Raw genomic sequence first — 15,938 nt, forward strand, 5'->3', positions numbered from 1 at the left:
CGGGGCGGGGCTTTTTAAGCGAGCAAAAAAATTTCTGACAAGCACTCAGCATGGCCGTATTTTGCCCATGCGGGGCTAAATACGGAACATTCAGTGCATCTAATTTCTACCAGTTCGATAGAGTAGAACCATATTCGAACGGAGGCGGAAATGACCACTTCACGCAGATCTATACTGCTTTCGGCCCTTCTGGCCGGCGCGGTCCAACTCGGTGGCCTGGGCTTTGCCTTCGCCGATACCACGCTCCTCAACGTGTCCTACGACCCGACCCGCGAACTTTACAAGGACTACAACGAAGCCTTCGCCAAGCACTGGAAGGCCGAGAGCGGCGAGACGGTGACGATCCAGCAGTCGCATGGCGGTTCGGGCAAGCAGGCCCGCGCGGTGATCGACGGGCTCGACGCAGACGTGGTGACACTGGCGCTCGAAAGCGACATCACCGCGATCGTCGAGAAGTCGAAGAAGATCAATCCGGACTGGCGCTCGCGTCTGCCCAACAACGCCTCGCCCTACACTTCGACAATCATCTTCCTGGTGCGCAAGGGCAATCCCAAGGGCATCAATGACTGGGGCGACCTGATCAAGGACGGCGTCCAGGTGATCACGCCGAACCCGAAGACATCGGGCGGTGCGCGCTGGAACTATCTCGCCGCCTGGGCCTGGGCCAACGGCCAGTTCGGTGGCGACGAGGCCAAGATCAAGGAATACATCGCCAATCTCTTCGCCCATGTGCCGATCCTCGACACCGGCGCCCGTGGCTCGACGGTGACGTTTGCCGAGCGTGAACAGGGCGACGTGCTGCTGGCCTGGGAAAACGAGGCCTATCTGGCGCTCGACGAATTCGGCGCCGAAAAATTCGACATCGTCTTCCCGCCGCAGTCGATCCTGGCCGAGCCGCCGGTGGCGGTTGTCGACGCCAATGTCGACGCCAAGGGCAGCCGCAAGGTCGCCGAAGCCTACCTCAGCTATCTCTACTCGGCGGAAGGCCAGACGATCGCCGCCAAGCATCATTACCGGCCGTCCAAGCCCGAACTGGTGCCAGCCGCCGACCTGCAGCAGCAGCACAAGCTGAAGCTGGTGTCTATCGACGATCCGATTTTCGGCGGCTGGGCAAAGGCGCAGCCCTATCACTTCGGAGATGGTGGTATATTCGACCAGATCTACAAGCCGGCCCAGTAAGGCAAAGACCAGGACGATATGACCACATCACCCGCTTTAGCGGGGTGGCGGTTCAGACAGCCGAGTGTCATTCCGGGTTTCGGATTGACGCTCGGCTTCTCGCTTGCCTACCTCACGCTCATCATCCTGATCCCCTTGTCGGGGCTGGTCTGGCGTTCGGCCTCGCTGGGCTGGACCGATTTCTTCGCCATCGCCACTGACCGGCGCACCGTCAAGGCGCTCGAGATCAGCTTCGGCACCGCCTTTGTCGCAGCCGCGATCAACGTCGTGTTCGGCACCATCGTTGCCTGGGTGCTGGTGCGTTATCGTTTTCCCGGCCGCCGCATCATCGACGCCATGGTCGACCTGCCCTTCGCGCTGCCGACGGCGGTGGCGGGCATCGCGCTGACCACGCTTTATTCGCCGAAGGGCTGGATGGGCAGCCTGCTCGCGCCGCTCGGCATCAAGGTCGCCTATACGCCGCTTGGCATCGTCATCGCACTCGTCTTCATCGGCCTGCCGTTCGTCGTGCGCACCGTGCAGCCGATCATCGAAGAGATCGACAAGGAGGTCGAAGAAGCCGCAGCCACCCTTGGCGCCAACCGCTTCCAGACCATTTCCAAGGTGCTGTTTCCTGGCCTCGCCCCGGCTGTCATCACCGGCTTTGCACTCGCTTTCGCGCGTGGTGTCGGCGAATACGGCTCGGTCATCTTCATTGCCGGCAATTTGCCTTATGTCTCCGAGATCGCCCCCCTTTTGATCGTCATCCGGCTTGAGGAATACGATTATGCCGCGGCCACCGCTATTGCCACGATCATGCTGGCGCTGTCGTTCCTGATGCTTTTGATCATCAACCTCATCCAGGCGCGGACCCGCAAACGTTATGGCTGATCCCGAGCTTTACCCCGCCGACGCCTATCACGCCCATGCCTCGCTCGCCGTGACCGAGCGGCCCTTGGCGCGTGCGGCGCTGATGTTGATCGCCTTCGCCTTCTTGGCCATCTTCTTGCTTTTGCCGCTGGTGGTGGTGTTCGAGCAGGCGTTTTCACGCGGCATCGCCCCGTTCCTGGCTGCCATCAACGATCCCGACACCATCTCGGCGATCAAGCTGACGCTGCTCGTCGCGGTCATCTCGGTGCCGCTCAACCTGGTCTTCGGCGTTGCTGCCGCCTGGGCCATCGCCAAGTTCGAGTTCAAGGGCAAGGCCTTCCTCACCACCTTGATCGACCTGCCCTTTTCGGTGTCGCCGGTGATCTCAGGCCTGGTCTATGTGCTTTTATTTGGCGCCTCGAGCCTGCTTGGGCCCTGGCTCAAGCTGCACGGCATCGTCATTTTGTTTGCCGTGCCCGGCATCGTGCTGGCCACCGTCTTTGTCACCTTCCCCTTCGTTGCCCGTGAGCTGATCCCGCTGATGCAGGAACAAGGCACCGGCGATGAGGAGGCGGCCTTGTCGCTCGGCGCCAATGGCTGGCAGACGTTTTGGCACGTGACCTTGCCCAACATCAAATGGGGCCTGCTTTACGGCGTTTTGCTGTGCAACGCGCGCGCCATGGGCGAGTTCGGCGCGGTGTCGGTGGTGTCGGGCCATATCAGGGGGCTGACCAACACCATGCCGCTGCATGTCGAGATCCTCTACAACGAATACAATGCCGTCGGCGCCTTTGCCGTGGCGTCCGTGCTCGCCGGCCTCGCGCTTGTGACGCTTGTGCTCAAAACCCTTCTCGAGCTCCGCTACGGTGCCGAGATCGCCGCCACGCGCGGACACTGACAGAGGTCGACCATGGAAGTTCGCGTTGCCAATGTGCGCAAGGAATTCGCCAAGTTTCCGGCACTGCGCGATGTTTCGCTCGACATCAGGTCGGGCGAGCTGATCGCCCTGCTTGGGCCCTCGGGCTCGGGCAAGACCACGCTGTTGCGCCTCATTGCCGGGCTTGAGCGGCCGACCCGCGGCACCATCTTTTTTGGCGACGAGGATGCCTCCAACCGCACCATCCAGGAGCGCAATGTCGGCTTTGTCTTCCAGCATTACGCGCTGTTTCGCCATATGACGGTCGCCGACAATATCGGCTTTGGCCTCAAGGTCAGGCCCGCAGCCAAGCGCCCGACCCGGGCCGAGATCCGCAACCGCGCCTCCGAACTGCTTGACCTGGTGCAATTGTCAGGGCTGGAAAAACGCTACCCGGCGCAGCTGTCGGGCGGCCAGCGCCAGCGCGTCGCGCTTGCGCGCGCCATGGCGATCGAACCCAAGGTGCTGTTGCTCGACGAACCGTTCGGTGCGCTCGACGCCCAGGTCAGGCGCGAACTCCGCCGCTGGCTGCGCGAGATCCACGATGCCACCGGCCACACCACCATCTTTGTCACCCATGACCAGGAAGAAGCGCTCGAACTCGCCGACCGCGTGGTGGTGATGAGCCAGGGCCGCATCGAGCAGATCGGCACCGCCGACGAGGTCTACGACACCCCCAACTCGCCCTTCGTCTATGGCTTCATCGGCGAATCGAGCTCGCTACCGGTCAAGATCGAGGACGGCCATGTCTGGATATCAGACCGGCCGATCGGGCTTGCCACCCACGACCTGCCCGATGGCGAGGCTGTACTCTACTTCCGCCCGCACGACATCGAACTGCTCGACGACTGCAATGGCTGCATCGCCGGCACCGTCGCCGCCAGCCGCCGCGTCGCCGGAACCCGCCGCGTCGAACTCGAAATCGGCGGCGGAAGGGAAAGGGTCGAGATTGAACTGCCGGTCGGCCACCCCGCCGCCCAGAAAAGCCGGGTCGCGTTCAGGCCAAAGCGCTGGAAGGTGTTTCCGAAGTCGCTTGAGCAGAAATAGGCGATGCATCGAAGCCCTCCCCTTGCGGGGAGGGTCAAAATGCCGAGCCGATCAGCGCACGACGAGGACCGGCGTCTTGGCGTATTGGACAACCTTGGCTGTCTGGCTGCCCAGGAGTAGCCGGCCAACCCCACGGCGACCATGGGAGGCCATGACGACCAGGTCGCATCCAAGCTCCTGTGCCTGTTCGACAATGGCTTCCGCCGCTGAATCAGCCGTGACCTGAAGGAGCTCAGGGGCTATGCCAATCTTGTCAGCGACTTGTTTGGCAGATCCCAGAACCGTGTCGGCAAATTCCTTCTGGCTGGCGTCGTAACGACGGATATCGTTGTCGCCCGCCACCCAGCCGGTCACAGTTGTGCCCTGCAACGGATATGGCTTTGTCACGATGACAATGGTGGCCTTGCCGCCGACACTCTTGGCCAGCTTGAGGCCATGCTCGACACCCTTTTGGGCAATGATCGATCCATCTGTCGCAATAAGAACGTGGCTGTACATCCAATTCCCCTTTCTCGATGACGTCGGGGAAAGTGTAGCACGCACCGCACTAGAAGTTTTGACCTAGGTCAAACAATGGTGCGGGCCACATGACTAAAGCTTGGTCCAGGCGGCGTTCTTCTTCGACGAGCGCACACAGGCCTCGACGAAAGCGACGCCTTCGACGCCGTCCTGCACGGTCGGGTAGATGACGTCCTTGGCTGGCTTGCCGCCCTTCTTGCGCGCAGCACGGATGGCGCGTGCCGCCTCCTGGTAGATGTTGGCGAAACCTTCGAGATAGCCTTCCGGATGGCCCGACGGCACGCGGGTGACGCGCGCGGCGGCCGGCCCGGCACCGACGCCGCCACGGGTGATCAGCTGCTTGGGCTGGCCGAAAGGCGTGTACCAGAGATAATTCGGATCGGCCTGCACCCATTCAATGCCGCCCTTGGAGCCATAGACGCGCAGCTTGAGCCCGTTCTCATGGCCGGGCGCGACCTGGCTCGCCCAGATCATGCCCTTGGCCCCGCCCTTGAAGCGCAGCATGACGTTGAGATTGTCGTCGAGCACGCGGCCAGCCACGAAGGCGTCGAGGTCGGCCGAAAGGCTGTCGAGTTCGAGCCCTGTGACGAAGCGGGCGAGATTGTAGGCATGGGTGCCGATGTCGCCGGTGGCTCCGCCTGCACCCGACTGTTTCGGGTCGGCGCGCCACGACGCCTGCTTCTGGCCCGTGGCGGCGAGATCCTCGGTCAGCCAGTCCTGGGGATACTCGGCCTGCACGACGCGGATGTCGCCCAACAGGCCCTTAGCGACCATCTCGCGCGCCTGCCGGATCATCGGATAGGCGGTGTAGTTGTGGGTGAGGACAAACACCTTGCCGGTCTTTTCGACAAGGGCGGCGAGTTTCTTGGCCTCGGCAAGGGTCGCAGTGAGTGGCTTGTCGCAGATGACGTGGATGCCGGCTTCGAGGAACGCCTTGGCGGCGGGGAAATGGATGTTGTTGGGCGTGACGATGGCGACCGCCTCGATGCCGTCGGGGCGCTTGGCCTCGGCCTTGGCCATCTCGGAAAACGAGGTGTAGCTGCGCGCCGGATCGAGCCCGATCTCGGCAGCGGAAGCTTTCGCCCGTTCCGGATTGGACGACAGCGCGCCCGCCACCAGCTGGAAATCGCCGTCCATGCGCGCGGCAATCCGGTGCACGCCGCCGATGAAGGCGCCCTGCCCGCCCCCGACCATGCCGTAGCGGATCGGCCCGCTGCCGCTTTCCAATTTCGATGCACCGACCATTGTTGTCCCTCCCTGTTGATCGAGCCTAGATCAAATCCCCATCATCTTCCTCAGCATCGCACGATCGCTCGTCCCGCCGGCGAAATCGTCGAAGGCCTTGTCGGTCACTCGGATGATGTGGCTTTCGATGAAGGGCGCGCCTTCGGCGGCGCCGTCTTCGGGGTGCTTGAGACAGCATTCCCACTCCAATACCGCCCAGCTGTCGTAGCCATATTGCGCGAGCTTCGAGAAGATGCCGGAGAAATCGACTTGGCCATCGCCGAGCGAACGGAAACGGCCAGCACGGCCAAGCCAGCCCTGATAGCCGGAATAAACGCCCTGGCGACCGCTCGGGTTGAATTCGGCATCCTTGACGTGAAATGCCTGATGCGCTCGTGGTAGATGTCGATGAAAGCGAGATAGTCGAGCTGCTGCAACAGGAAATGCGATGGATCGTAGTTGATGTTGCAGCGCTTGTGGCTGCCCACGGCGTCGAGGAACATCTCGAAGGTGGCGCCGTCGAAGGCGTCTTCACCCGGATGAAGCTCGAAGCAGAGGTCGACACCAGCCTCGTCATAGGCATCGAGGATCGGCGTCCAGCGCTTGCCAAGCTCGGTGAAAGCCTCCTCGATCAGCCCCGCCGGCCGCTGCGGCCAGGGATAGAGATAAGGGAAAGCAAGGGCGCCGGTGAATGATACGCAAGCCTTAAGGCCGAGATTTTGCGAGGCGCGGGCAGCCAGCTTCATTTGCTCGACCGCCCATTTTTGCCGTGCTGCCGGATTGCCGTGGACGGCTGCCGGTGCGAATGCGTCGAACTGGGCGTCATATGCGGGGTGCACCGCAACTAGCTGGCCCTGAAGATGCGTCGACAGTTCGGTGATCTCGACGCCGGCATCGGCGCAGATGCCCTTGATCTCATCGCAATAGGTTTTCGACGTCGCCGCCTTTTCCAGATCGAACAGGCGCGCATCTGGCGTCGGGATCTGCACGCCCTTGTAGCCGAGGCTTGCTGCCCACGATGTAATCGATTTCAAAGAATTGAATGGTGCTGCGTCGCCGGCGAACTGAGCGAGGAAGATCGCAGGGCCCTTCATTGTCGATGGCATCAGATTTTCTCCTCGTACGATTCCGGCCCGCCACGGGTCGTTCCTAAGTGACCACTATTTGACCCGGCTCCGCAAGTGCCCCCAAACGGCCTAGGAGCTTGGCTCGGGCAGCCAATACCGCCCCACGCGGGCGTCTCGTTGCAGTCGTCCGCTTTCGATCAGTTCACGCCGCAAAAGCGCCCAGTCGCCGAAAGTGTGGTGCCGCTTGAGGATGTCATTGACCTCCAGTTCGGCGTAATCGCGCCCCGCCTCGAACTTGGTGGCCAGGAAATCGAGCACGAGTGCCTTGTCGGCCGCCTTGGACGGCCAGCGCGTGACAACGCCGTCTTCGGTGATGAGTGCACCCATGCCTCTACCCCAGCAACATCGCCTCGACCGCGAGCCCGGCCGAAAGCAGGCGGCGATCGTGGCCATGACGCGTGACCAGTGCCAGCCCTGCGGGTCGCGCCATGTCGGGCATCGGCAGCGATAATGCGGTCAGGTCGAACTGGTTGGCGACTTGGGTGTTGCGCAACAACAGCCCTTCGGTCCGGTCGGCATGGTCGCCATCGGCTAGCAGTTCGGCAATGGGTTGGGCCGTGAGCGGCGTCGTCGGCATGGCGATGAAGTCATAGGCCGACAGCCGCGCGTCCATTTCGGCGGCAAGCTCCCTGCGCCGGTTCATCGTGTGGATATAGCTGACAGCCGGAACCTTCATTGCCCGACCGAGCGCACCGCTGACATTGGGATCAATGGGAACCGACGCGCCATTGATGAGCCAGTCGGCGTGGATCGCAGCCCCTTCGATGGCCGCTATCGATCCCGAGCGCGTCGCCGCGCGGTATTCGGCCAGCAGGTCGTCGATGACGCAATCGGTCACCGTCGCCCCTGCCTTGGCGAGCTGTTTCACCGCATGCTCGAAAGCCGAAGCGACGCTCGCTTCAACCCCGTCGAGCAGGCGGCCGCGTGGGACAGCGATGCGCAGACCAGACAGCGACAGCGGCGACAGTTCGCCAAACTCTTGGCCCACCATGACGGCATCGGCGGCGATGCACTGCGCGACGGTCTTGGCGAGCGGGCCGATGGAATCGAGCGATGGCGACAGCGGGAATGCGCCGTCAAGCGGCACGCGCCGCGCCGTTGGCTTGAAGCCGACAACGCCGTTGAGGGCAGCTGGGATGCGTACCGAGCCGCCGGTGTCGGAGCCGATTGATATGTCTGAGGTGCCTTCGGCGGCCGAAACGCCGGCGCCCGACGACGAGCCGCCGGGGATGAGCGTCGGATCGGCGGCATTGCCCGGTGTGCCATAATGCGGATTGAGGCCGAGCGCGGTGAAGGCGAATTCGGTCATGTGGGTCTTGCCGATGATCACCGCCCCTGCCCGGCGCAGGCGGCGTACGATCATGGCGTCCTGCGCCGCAGGCACTGCAACGCGCCGCAGCACCGAACCGGCAAGGGTCGGTTCGCCGGCGACATCGAACAGGTCCTTGATCGAAACGATCACCCCGTCGAGCGGCCCAAGCGACAGCCCTGCCCTTGCCCTGGCATCGGCAGCGTCAGCCGCGGCCCGCGCGGCCTCGCCGTAGAGCTTGGCAAAGACCCGCTCGTCCTTGGCGCGCGCGCCAAGCCGCGCCAGGATCGCTTCGAGCTTGTCTCTTGACTTCATGAACTTCCCCTCGCCGCAGCAACAGCACTCATCGCGCCGACTGTTAGCACGGCGTGGCCTCATGCAACACGGTTGCCGGCGGCTTCAAACGCTTTACATTCGCCTTATCCAGCCCCCAGGAGCAGCCATGACCGCCCATTTGTTTTCACCTGTCACCCTTGGCCAACTCGACTTTCACAACCGCATAGCCGTTGCCCCCATGTGCCAGTATTCGGCCAATGACGGCTCGGCCTCGGTATGGCATCTCCAGCATTGGATGAACCTGGCGATGTCGGGTGCAGGCATGGTCACCGTCGAGATGACCGATGTCGAGCGGCGCGGCCGCATCAGCCATGGCTGCCTCGGGCTTTATTCCGACGCCAACGAAGCGGCGGCCAAATGGGCGCTCGATGCCGCCAAGGGGGTGGCAACGCCCGGCGCGAAATTCGGCACGCAGCTGGCGCATGCCGGCCGCAAGGCCTCCAACCGCCGGCCCTGGGAAGGCTCGGGACCCCTCGGCCCGGACGAGGACGCTTGGCCCGTCGTGTCTGCTTCCGCCATCGCCTATGCCGATGGCTGGCAGGTGCCACAGGCGCTGAGCGAACAAGGCATCGAAGAAACCATCGGGCACTTTGTTCAAGCAGCGAAGCGCGCCGAGCGCGCCGGCTTCGACTTCATCGAGCTGCATTCGGCGCATGGCTACCTGCTGCACCAGTTCCTGTCGCCGCTGTCCAACAAGCGCACCGACAAATGGGGCGGGACGCTGGAAAACCGCATGCGTTTTCCCCTCGAGATCGCGCGCCGGGTTGCCGAAGCCGTGCCGAGCCTGATGCTCGGGGCGCGCATGTCGCTGACCGACTGGGTCGATGGCGGCTTCACGCTCGAAGAGGCGATCGAGGTCGCCAAGGCCTATCGCGATGCAGGCGTCGCCTATATCTGCTGTTCGAGCGGCGGCAACTCGCCACATCAGAGCCTGCGCACCGGCCCCGGCTACCAGGTGCATCTGGCCGAAGCGGTGAAACAGGCGACCGGCATTGCGGTCCGTGCTGTCGGCATGATCGACCAGCCGGAACAAGCCGACCGCATCATCCGGGAAGGCCGCGCCGACATGGTGGCGCTGGGGCGCGCATTGCTTGCCGATCCGCGCTGGCCCTGGCGTGCCGCGGCCAAGCTGGGCCATGAATTCCACACGGCACCCCAGCTTGCCCGCTCGGCGGCGCTGATGAAGCAGTGGGGCTCGGCGGCCTGAAGATTTCGAGCCGGCTCTGCCCCTCATCCCCTGCCGGACCTTCTCCCCGTAAGAACGGGGAGAGGGTAAGGGTGAGGGGCAGCGCTATGGCTGGAATCTAGGTGGCACTGGTGCCGCAGCTTGACCGTGCTGAATCACGACAATGGCACCGCCCCTCTGGTTTATCCCAAGCCAAGCGGCTAGGGCTGCCGGGGAAACACCGAGGGACAAGTGATGAAAAAGACCGTTGAGACGATCCGTGGCGACAGCGAAGGCATCGCCTACGAACTCCCGGTCTACCGCATCGACGGGTCGTCGGCCGCAGCGCCATCCGCCTATATCCAAGCGGCGCTGCATGGCGACGAGCTGCCGGGCGTCGTTGCCATCGATGCGCTGATGCCCAAGCTGCGCAAGGCTCAAAGCGAGGGTCGCGTGCGCGGCAAGCTGACGATCGTTCCGCGCGCCAACCCGATCGGTGCCAATCAGCTTTTGTTTGGTGCATCGCAAGGCCGCTTCGACCTTGGCACGCGCGTCAACTACAACCGCGATTTTCCGCTGCTCGAACGCCCCGACGCATCGCTTTTGCCCGGCGACGATGTTGCGATGACGGCCGACAAGCGGCTCAAGGCGCGCCTGCTCAAGCTTTCGCTCGGCCATGACATCGTGCTCGACCTGCACTGCGACGACGAGGGGGTGGCCTATCTCTACGTCCCCGAGGAGCTGTGGCCGGCGATGGCCGATTGCGCGGCCAATATGGGCGTCGATGCGGTCATCCTGTGGGGTGGGCAGTCGGGCTCGTCCTTCGACGAAGCCTCGCTGCACCCCTATCTCAAGATGCCGCACAAGGAGGCCAGGCTCGAAAGCCGCGCCGTCACCACGGTCGAATATCGCGGCGTTTCCGACGTCTATTCAGACATTGCCGAGGCCGATGCCGAAGGGCTCTACCGGCTTCTGGTGGCGCGCGGCGTGATCGCCGACACCTCGATCGAAACCAAAACGACGTTCGCGGGCGTGGTCGCCCCCATCGACCATATCGAAATGGTATCAGCCCCTTGCGCCGGCGCGATCCTCTACCACGTCAAGCCGGGTGAAACGGTCAAGGCGGGCGCGCACCTCGCCACCATCGTGCGCGCGCCCGGCGAGGACGGCGGTCGGGTGGACGTCTTTGCACCGCAGGACGGCTATATCCTGACCCGCCGCTCGCACCGCGCCACGCGTGCCGGCGACGATCTGGTCAAGCTTGTCGGCACACGCGCCAGCGATGATGCGCGGTCGGGTGCGCTGGAGGCGTAGGCCAGCGAACGAAAAGGCCGTCATGCGCCGCGAACTCCGGCGAGCTTCCGGGAACGGATGCCCGCCGGATTGCTGTGGTATCAGTTATCCGCGCCAGCGCGGGCGTGCTGAATGACCTGATGCTCGTCGCTGGTGAGCTGTTCCGGCCCGATCTTGACCGTGAGCTTGTCAAGCTTGCCGCCGAAGCGGAAGGGCACCTGATAGTCCTTGTCTTCAACACCGGTGCGGGTATCGACACCCACGTCGAAGGTTTCTTCGATGGCAATGATGAAGGGAATGGTGTGCGGGATGTCTCTTCTGGCGACCTCCTTGTCGTCCACCTTCAGGATGCCCGTGCCGCCCTTGCCGAAGCCAGGTCCATCATATTTGAAGTCGAACACGACGCTGTGCTTGCCCGGTGTGAGCGCGTCCTGGCCTTCCCAGCGGTACCGTTCTAGGCCGACGAAATTGTAGAGGAACACTGGCTTTCCCTTGAGCAGATACAGGCCATAGCCACCGAAGCGTCCCCCTTCAGTGACAATCATGCCTTCGTTAGCATCCTGCGAACCCGTCCGACCAACGGTAGCGCCCGCGCCCGGAATGTCGATTTCCGCGGTGAACGTATAGGACCTGTTCAGGATGCTGGGCGCATCGCTCTCGGGCAGGCCTGATAACTCGCCCGAGTAGGTGAAGGTGTTTCTACCTGCATTCGCGCTTGGCCTTGGTGTGATGATGCGCGAAAGGACCGAGTTATCGAGCGGAAACACGTTGTACTTCGCCGCCTCCACCATGAACAACTCCTGCATCTCGCGCAGCTTGTCCGGCATTTTCGCCGCGAGGTCGCTGTTCTCCGAGTAATCATCGGCGATGTTGTAGAGTTCCCACTTGTAGCCATTGACCACATCCTCGGGCAGTTTGGCCGTGCCCAGGAGCCACGGCGGCGCAGGCGGCGTGGTCGCCGCGATCCAACCGTCGTGATAGATCGCGCGGTTGGCAAACATCTCGAAATACTGCGTCGTTCGCGCGGACGGTGCGTTGGCGTTCGCCTTGTCGAAGGTGTACGCCATGCTCACCCCTTCGATCGGCTTCTGCGCGATGCCGTTGACCGTCACCGGCGCGGGAATGCCAGTTGCCTCAAGGATGGTCGGCACGATGTCGATCATGTGGTGGAACTGGGTGCGGATGCCGCCGGGATCCTTGATGCGCTTCGGCCAAGCGATTGCCATGCCCTGCCGGGTGCCGCCGAAGTGCGACGCGACCTGCTTCGTCCACTTGAACGGCGTGTCGAAGGCCCATGACCAGGCCACCGCCATGTGCGGGTATGTGGCGGCCGAGCCCCAGGCGTCATAGGCCTTCAACTGCTCGGCAATCGGGAGTTCCAATATGCCGTTGTAGGCCGTGTATTGGTTCGGCGTGCCGACCGTGGTGCCTTCGGCACTCGTGCCATTGTCACCGCTGATATAGATGACCAGCGTGTTGTCGAGCTTGCCCTCGTCCTGGACTTCCTGGATCACGCGGCCGATCTCGTTGTCGGTGTAGGCCACATAAGCGGCGTACACCTCCGCTTGCCGTGCGAACAGCCTCTTCTGGTCGGCCGTCAAAGTCTCCCACTTTTGCAGATCGTCCGGCCAAGGCGTGAGCTGCGTGTTCGCGGGAATGACGCCAAGCCGCTTTTGATTGGCGAAAATCTGCTCGCGCAGGGCGTTCCAGCCCATGTCGAACTTGCCCTTGAACTTGTCGATCCATTCCTTGGTCGGCTGATGCGGTGAATGAGTGCCGCCGGGCACGTAGTAGACAAAGAACGGCTGGTCGGGCGCGGCCGCATTGAGCTGTCGCATATGGGCGATCGCGTCGTCAGCCAGGTCGGTGGTCAAATTGTAGCCGGGCTTGCCGATCCAGGGAAAGATCTGCGTCGTGTTCCGGAACAGGTACGGCGTCCACTGGTCGGTCTCGCCGCCCATGAAACCGTAGAAATAGTCGAAGCCCATGCCGATGGGCCACTGATCGAACGGTCCCGCCGTCCCGTACTGATAGCTCGGCGTGTTGTGGTTCTTGCCAAACCAGGACGTGGTATAGCCGCTCTGTTTCAGGATCGTGCCAATGGTGGCGTTCTCCGGTCCGAGAATGCTGTCGTAACCCGGATATCCGGTCGCTTGCTCTGAGATGATGCCGAAGCCCACCGAGTGGTGGTTGCGCCCGGTGATCAGCGCCGCCCGGGTTGGCGAGCAAAGTGCCGTGGAGTGGAACTGGGTGTAGCGCAGCCCCATCTCCGCGATTCGATCCATCGCAGGTGTCGGGATGACGCCGCCAAATGTTCCGGAAACTCCGTAGCCCTGGTCGTCAGTCATGATCAGGAGCACGTTGGGCGCGCCCTGCGGCGGCACCACGCGGGCCGGCCAATACGGCTTCGACTGGCTGGCCTGGAGGTTGATCTCGCCGCCGAACTTCGGCGGAGGCGGCGGGAGATACCTTCCATCGATGGTCATCGTCGCGCTGGGTGAGCCAGGCGTTCCGCTGATCTGTTGTGCAGCCGCGGGCAGAACCGACATGGCCGTGACGGCAGCCGACGCCAGTAGCCCGAGCCAAACGATCCGTGCCGTACTCATGCTCGCCTCCTTCGACTATCGGCCTGCGCGGGGCCTGAGCGCCCTGGCAACCCGACCATGAGAAGGCCAGCCGCATTTATGCCGAGCGACCGCAGCGCGATCGTCTCGGTGAAGATTTCAATGTTCGGGCGTAGGATTGAACGAGAAAATCCTGCGGAACCGCTCAGGCCACATGACGTTCTTCCGACGACGTCAATTGCCTCGCTATTGCGGCCGCCTCCTGTTTTGCCTGTCATGGCACGCTCCTTCGATTGAGATCACCAATTCGAATTGGCAGAAATGCTCCCTCTCCTGGGCACCCCTATTTCGATCGAAATGCGCGATGGCTTTACTTGCTCGAGCTCCCTTCTGCGGCTTACCGTTTCATGTCCCTGAGCCGCTCTGGTGGTTCGTCCCGCAACGGCAGTGTTAGATAGGGCGGGTCTGACAAAAGGGTACCAGCGCGCGACCGGAGAATGAATCGAGAGCATCAGCTTGAAGGTGGTTGGCGCGCGTGTCGGCCCGTCATGCGCAGCCGCATGACGGGCCTTGCCAGATGCTCGGCTTGAAGTTCCTTGGCGAACGTCTGGCGACGTCCGGCGCATAAACCTCATTATGGAGTGAGCGAGTTTGATCCTAAGTGACCTGCCTTTCGCGAAGCATAAGTGCCGGCACGCCTCCAGACCAGCACGCTGAGCGTCAGCATCAAGATATCGGCCATTGGAGCGGCGACCCATACACCGGTCTCACCCCAAATGTGGGGCAAGGCAAAGGTCAGTGGAATGGCGAACAGATACGCCCGCCCCAGCGAGAGGATGGCGGCTTGCCGCGCCCTGCCAATAGCTTGCGCATAGCTGGCGGCCATCATTACCGGGCCGAAAGCGAAATACGCTGCAAGATACAGCGGAACAATGCGTGCCACCTCCAGCCCGACAAGGGGATCGGGCACAAAAAGCCCGCCCAGCCAGTCGCGTCCGCCGATCAGCAGAAGTTGCACCAGCAGGCCATAAACGACGCTGACGCCAAGTGAAAAGTAAAGCGTCTGCTTTGCCCGTTCATCCTGCCTAGCACCTACCGTATTGCCGACAATTGCCTGCAGGGCCAGGCTCATACCCATCAGCGGCAGGAAGGCAAATGTCATCAAGCGCATCACCACCCCATACGCTGCGATAGTCATGTCGGACTGCGGCAGCTCCAGCCGTTGCAGGGCGTACAGCACCGCCGCCGAGCTGAGCGAAATACCGATGAAGTTGAGGCTGCGCGGTGCCCCAAGAGCCAGCATTTCTCGCCATTCACGGCCGCATCTCAAACCGACCATCGGCAGAACTGCCCTGCCGCCCATGCGATAGACAACCACGACACCCAGCCCCAACACCTGCGCCAGGGCCGTACCCCAGGCTGACCCAGCCACTCCAAAATCAAACACACCGATCAGCAATGCGTTGAACCCGATATTGGCCAGGGTCACCAACACGCCTGCCATCGCCATGAAGCCAACCCGACCCTCCATGCGCAGCGCGTCGGCGTGCACAGAGAGTAGAAACCCTGCCGGTGCGGTAGCAAATGAAATGGCCAGGAAGGTCCACCCCATCTCACCCAAGTGGACGTTACCGCCCGCCACCAAACTGACAATATCGGCACCCAGTCCAAAAAAGGTCAGCATTGCCAAGGCAGCGACAGCAACGGCAAGCCCCTGTGCCGAAGCAAGGGTATTGATTGCCCCACCCGTGTCTTGGGCACCTAGTCGGCGACCCAAAATGCTGGCCATGCCGATGCCGACCATGGTCGAGACAGCCACCAACAACATCGAGATTGGAAACACCAACGTCACCGCGCTCAGGGCATCAGCCCCCACGAATGCGCCTAGCAACATGGCATCGGCCACGGTCAGCAGGCCACTTATCGTCGTCACGACGATGATCGGCAGGCAGGTTCGAATGAATACGGATCGGATCGATCCCCGCAAGAATGAATTTTTCGGCTCAGCCGCCAACGACGATTGGTCGCCCATCAAAAACTCCCGTCATGGGCAAGTCGGATGATTTTGATGGGGCTCGCATTGCCATCGCTCCAACTGCCCCAGGGGGAAATGGCGATCAGCTTGTCTAATGCAGGGGCTTAACCACTGGCGATAACGCCATGCGAGCGGCAGGTCACCCTGTGGACCTGGATGCGTGTCTATTTTCGGGGCGTTCTACTGTCAAGGAGCATAAGTTGAGCTTATGCATATTTGGCGGACACTGGTTAAGGTTCGGCGGATCCCCTGCAATCACCGTCCAATGCGCGGTGCAACGTGCAGTTCGCGGCATCGCCGAGAGGTTCAACTCTTCGGACGCAAAGTTGCTGCATTTGCTGACCACGATATCCCACGGACGCAGGTTGACAGTCT

The 15,938-nt window shown here is 62.5% G+C and carries 12 protein-coding genes and 1 pseudogene; 6 read left to right on the top strand and 7 right to left on the bottom strand.

Annotated features, from left to right (window positions below; genetic code table 11):
* Positions 1-150: 150 nt before the first annotated feature.
* From AC1DLV_RS27285 to AC1DLV_RS27300, 4 genes are read left to right on the top strand one after another with little or no spacing between them, the layout of a single operon-like run.
* Entirely contained in the window at positions 151-1,179 is a 1,029-nt protein-coding gene (locus AC1DLV_RS27285) for a sulfate ABC transporter substrate-binding protein (RefSeq protein WP_476803171.1), read from the top strand.
* An 18-nt stretch (positions 1,180-1,197) separates the two neighbouring features.
* Complete coding sequence (gene cysT, locus AC1DLV_RS27290) at positions 1,198-2,049, top strand: sulfate ABC transporter permease subunit CysT (RefSeq protein WP_476803172.1); 852 nt, start codon at positions 1,198-1,200, stop codon at positions 2,047-2,049.
* Positions 2,042-2,926 (top strand): sulfate ABC transporter permease subunit CysW, encoded by an 885-nt coding sequence (gene cysW / locus AC1DLV_RS27295; protein WP_476803173.1) that lies wholly within the window; start codon positions 2,042-2,044, stop codon positions 2,924-2,926. Before cysT ends, cysW begins: the two co-directional genes overlap by 8 nt.
* 12 nt (positions 2,927-2,938) lie before the next feature.
* Positions 2,939-3,991 carry a sulfate/molybdate ABC transporter ATP-binding protein gene (locus AC1DLV_RS27300; RefSeq protein WP_476836299.1) on the top strand — a complete coding sequence of 351 codons (1,053 nt, stop codon included), beginning with the start codon at positions 2,939-2,941 and terminating at the stop codon, positions 3,989-3,991.
* Positions 3,992-4,042: 51 nt separating this feature from the next.
* Here the strand turns inward: AC1DLV_RS27300 and AC1DLV_RS27305 are convergent, their stop codons facing one another.
* From AC1DLV_RS27305 to AC1DLV_RS27325, 5 genes and pseudogenes are all read right to left on the bottom strand, one after another.
* Positions 4,043-4,489, bottom strand: a complete 447-nt coding sequence (locus AC1DLV_RS27305) for a universal stress protein (RefSeq protein WP_476803175.1) — start codon at positions 4,487-4,489, stop codon at positions 4,043-4,045.
* Between the two features lie 93 nt (positions 4,490-4,582).
* On the bottom strand, positions 4,583-5,755 hold the full coding sequence (locus AC1DLV_RS27310) for a Gfo/Idh/MocA family protein (RefSeq protein ID WP_476803176.1): 1,173 nt from the start codon (positions 5,753-5,755) through the stop codon (positions 4,583-4,585).
* Between the two features lie 30 nt (positions 5,756-5,785).
* Positions 5,786-6,840 (bottom strand): annotated as a pseudogene (locus AC1DLV_RS27315) (sugar phosphate isomerase/epimerase family protein).
* Between the two features lie 90 nt (positions 6,841-6,930).
* The gene (locus AC1DLV_RS27320; protein WP_476803177.1) at positions 6,931-7,188 is read right to left on the bottom strand and encodes a DUF2087 domain-containing protein; all 258 of its coding nucleotides are present in this window, start codon (positions 7,186-7,188) and stop codon (positions 6,931-6,933) included.
* 4 nt (positions 7,189-7,192) lie between these two features.
* Positions 7,193-8,485, bottom strand: coding sequence for an amidase (locus AC1DLV_RS27325; protein ID WP_476803178.1), 1,293 nt, complete (start codon positions 8,483-8,485; stop codon positions 7,193-7,195).
* A gap of 127 nt (positions 8,486-8,612) precedes the next feature.
* Here AC1DLV_RS27325 and AC1DLV_RS27330 point away from each other — a divergent pair, with 127 nt between their 5' ends.
* Positions 8,613-9,713, top strand: a complete 1,101-nt coding sequence (locus tag AC1DLV_RS27330) for an NADH:flavin oxidoreductase/NADH oxidase (RefSeq protein WP_476803179.1) — start codon at positions 8,613-8,615, stop codon at positions 9,711-9,713.
* A gap of 213 nt (positions 9,714-9,926) precedes the next feature.
* The gene (locus AC1DLV_RS27335; RefSeq protein ID WP_476836300.1) at positions 9,927-10,985 is read left to right on the top strand and encodes a M14 family metallopeptidase; all 1,059 of its coding nucleotides are present in this window, start codon (positions 9,927-9,929) and stop codon (positions 10,983-10,985) included.
* 80 nt (positions 10,986-11,065) lie between these two features.
* On the opposite strand, the gene AC1DLV_RS27340 is transcribed toward AC1DLV_RS27335, so the two are convergent.
* Together AC1DLV_RS27340 and AC1DLV_RS27345 are read right to left on the bottom strand one after the other, a co-directional pair.
* Positions 11,066-13,570 carry an arylsulfatase gene (locus AC1DLV_RS27340; RefSeq protein WP_476803181.1) on the bottom strand — a complete coding sequence of 835 codons (2,505 nt, stop codon included), beginning with the start codon at positions 13,568-13,570 and terminating at the stop codon, positions 11,066-11,068.
* 592 nt (positions 13,571-14,162) lie between these two features.
* Positions 14,163-15,560: an MATE family efflux transporter gene (locus AC1DLV_RS27345; RefSeq protein WP_476803182.1), complete on the bottom strand. Its 1,398-nt coding sequence runs from the start codon at positions 15,558-15,560 to the stop codon at positions 14,163-14,165.
* Positions 15,561-15,938 lie beyond the last annotated feature (378 nt).

This window comes from Aminobacter sp. 01T433 (assembly GCF_056398585.1).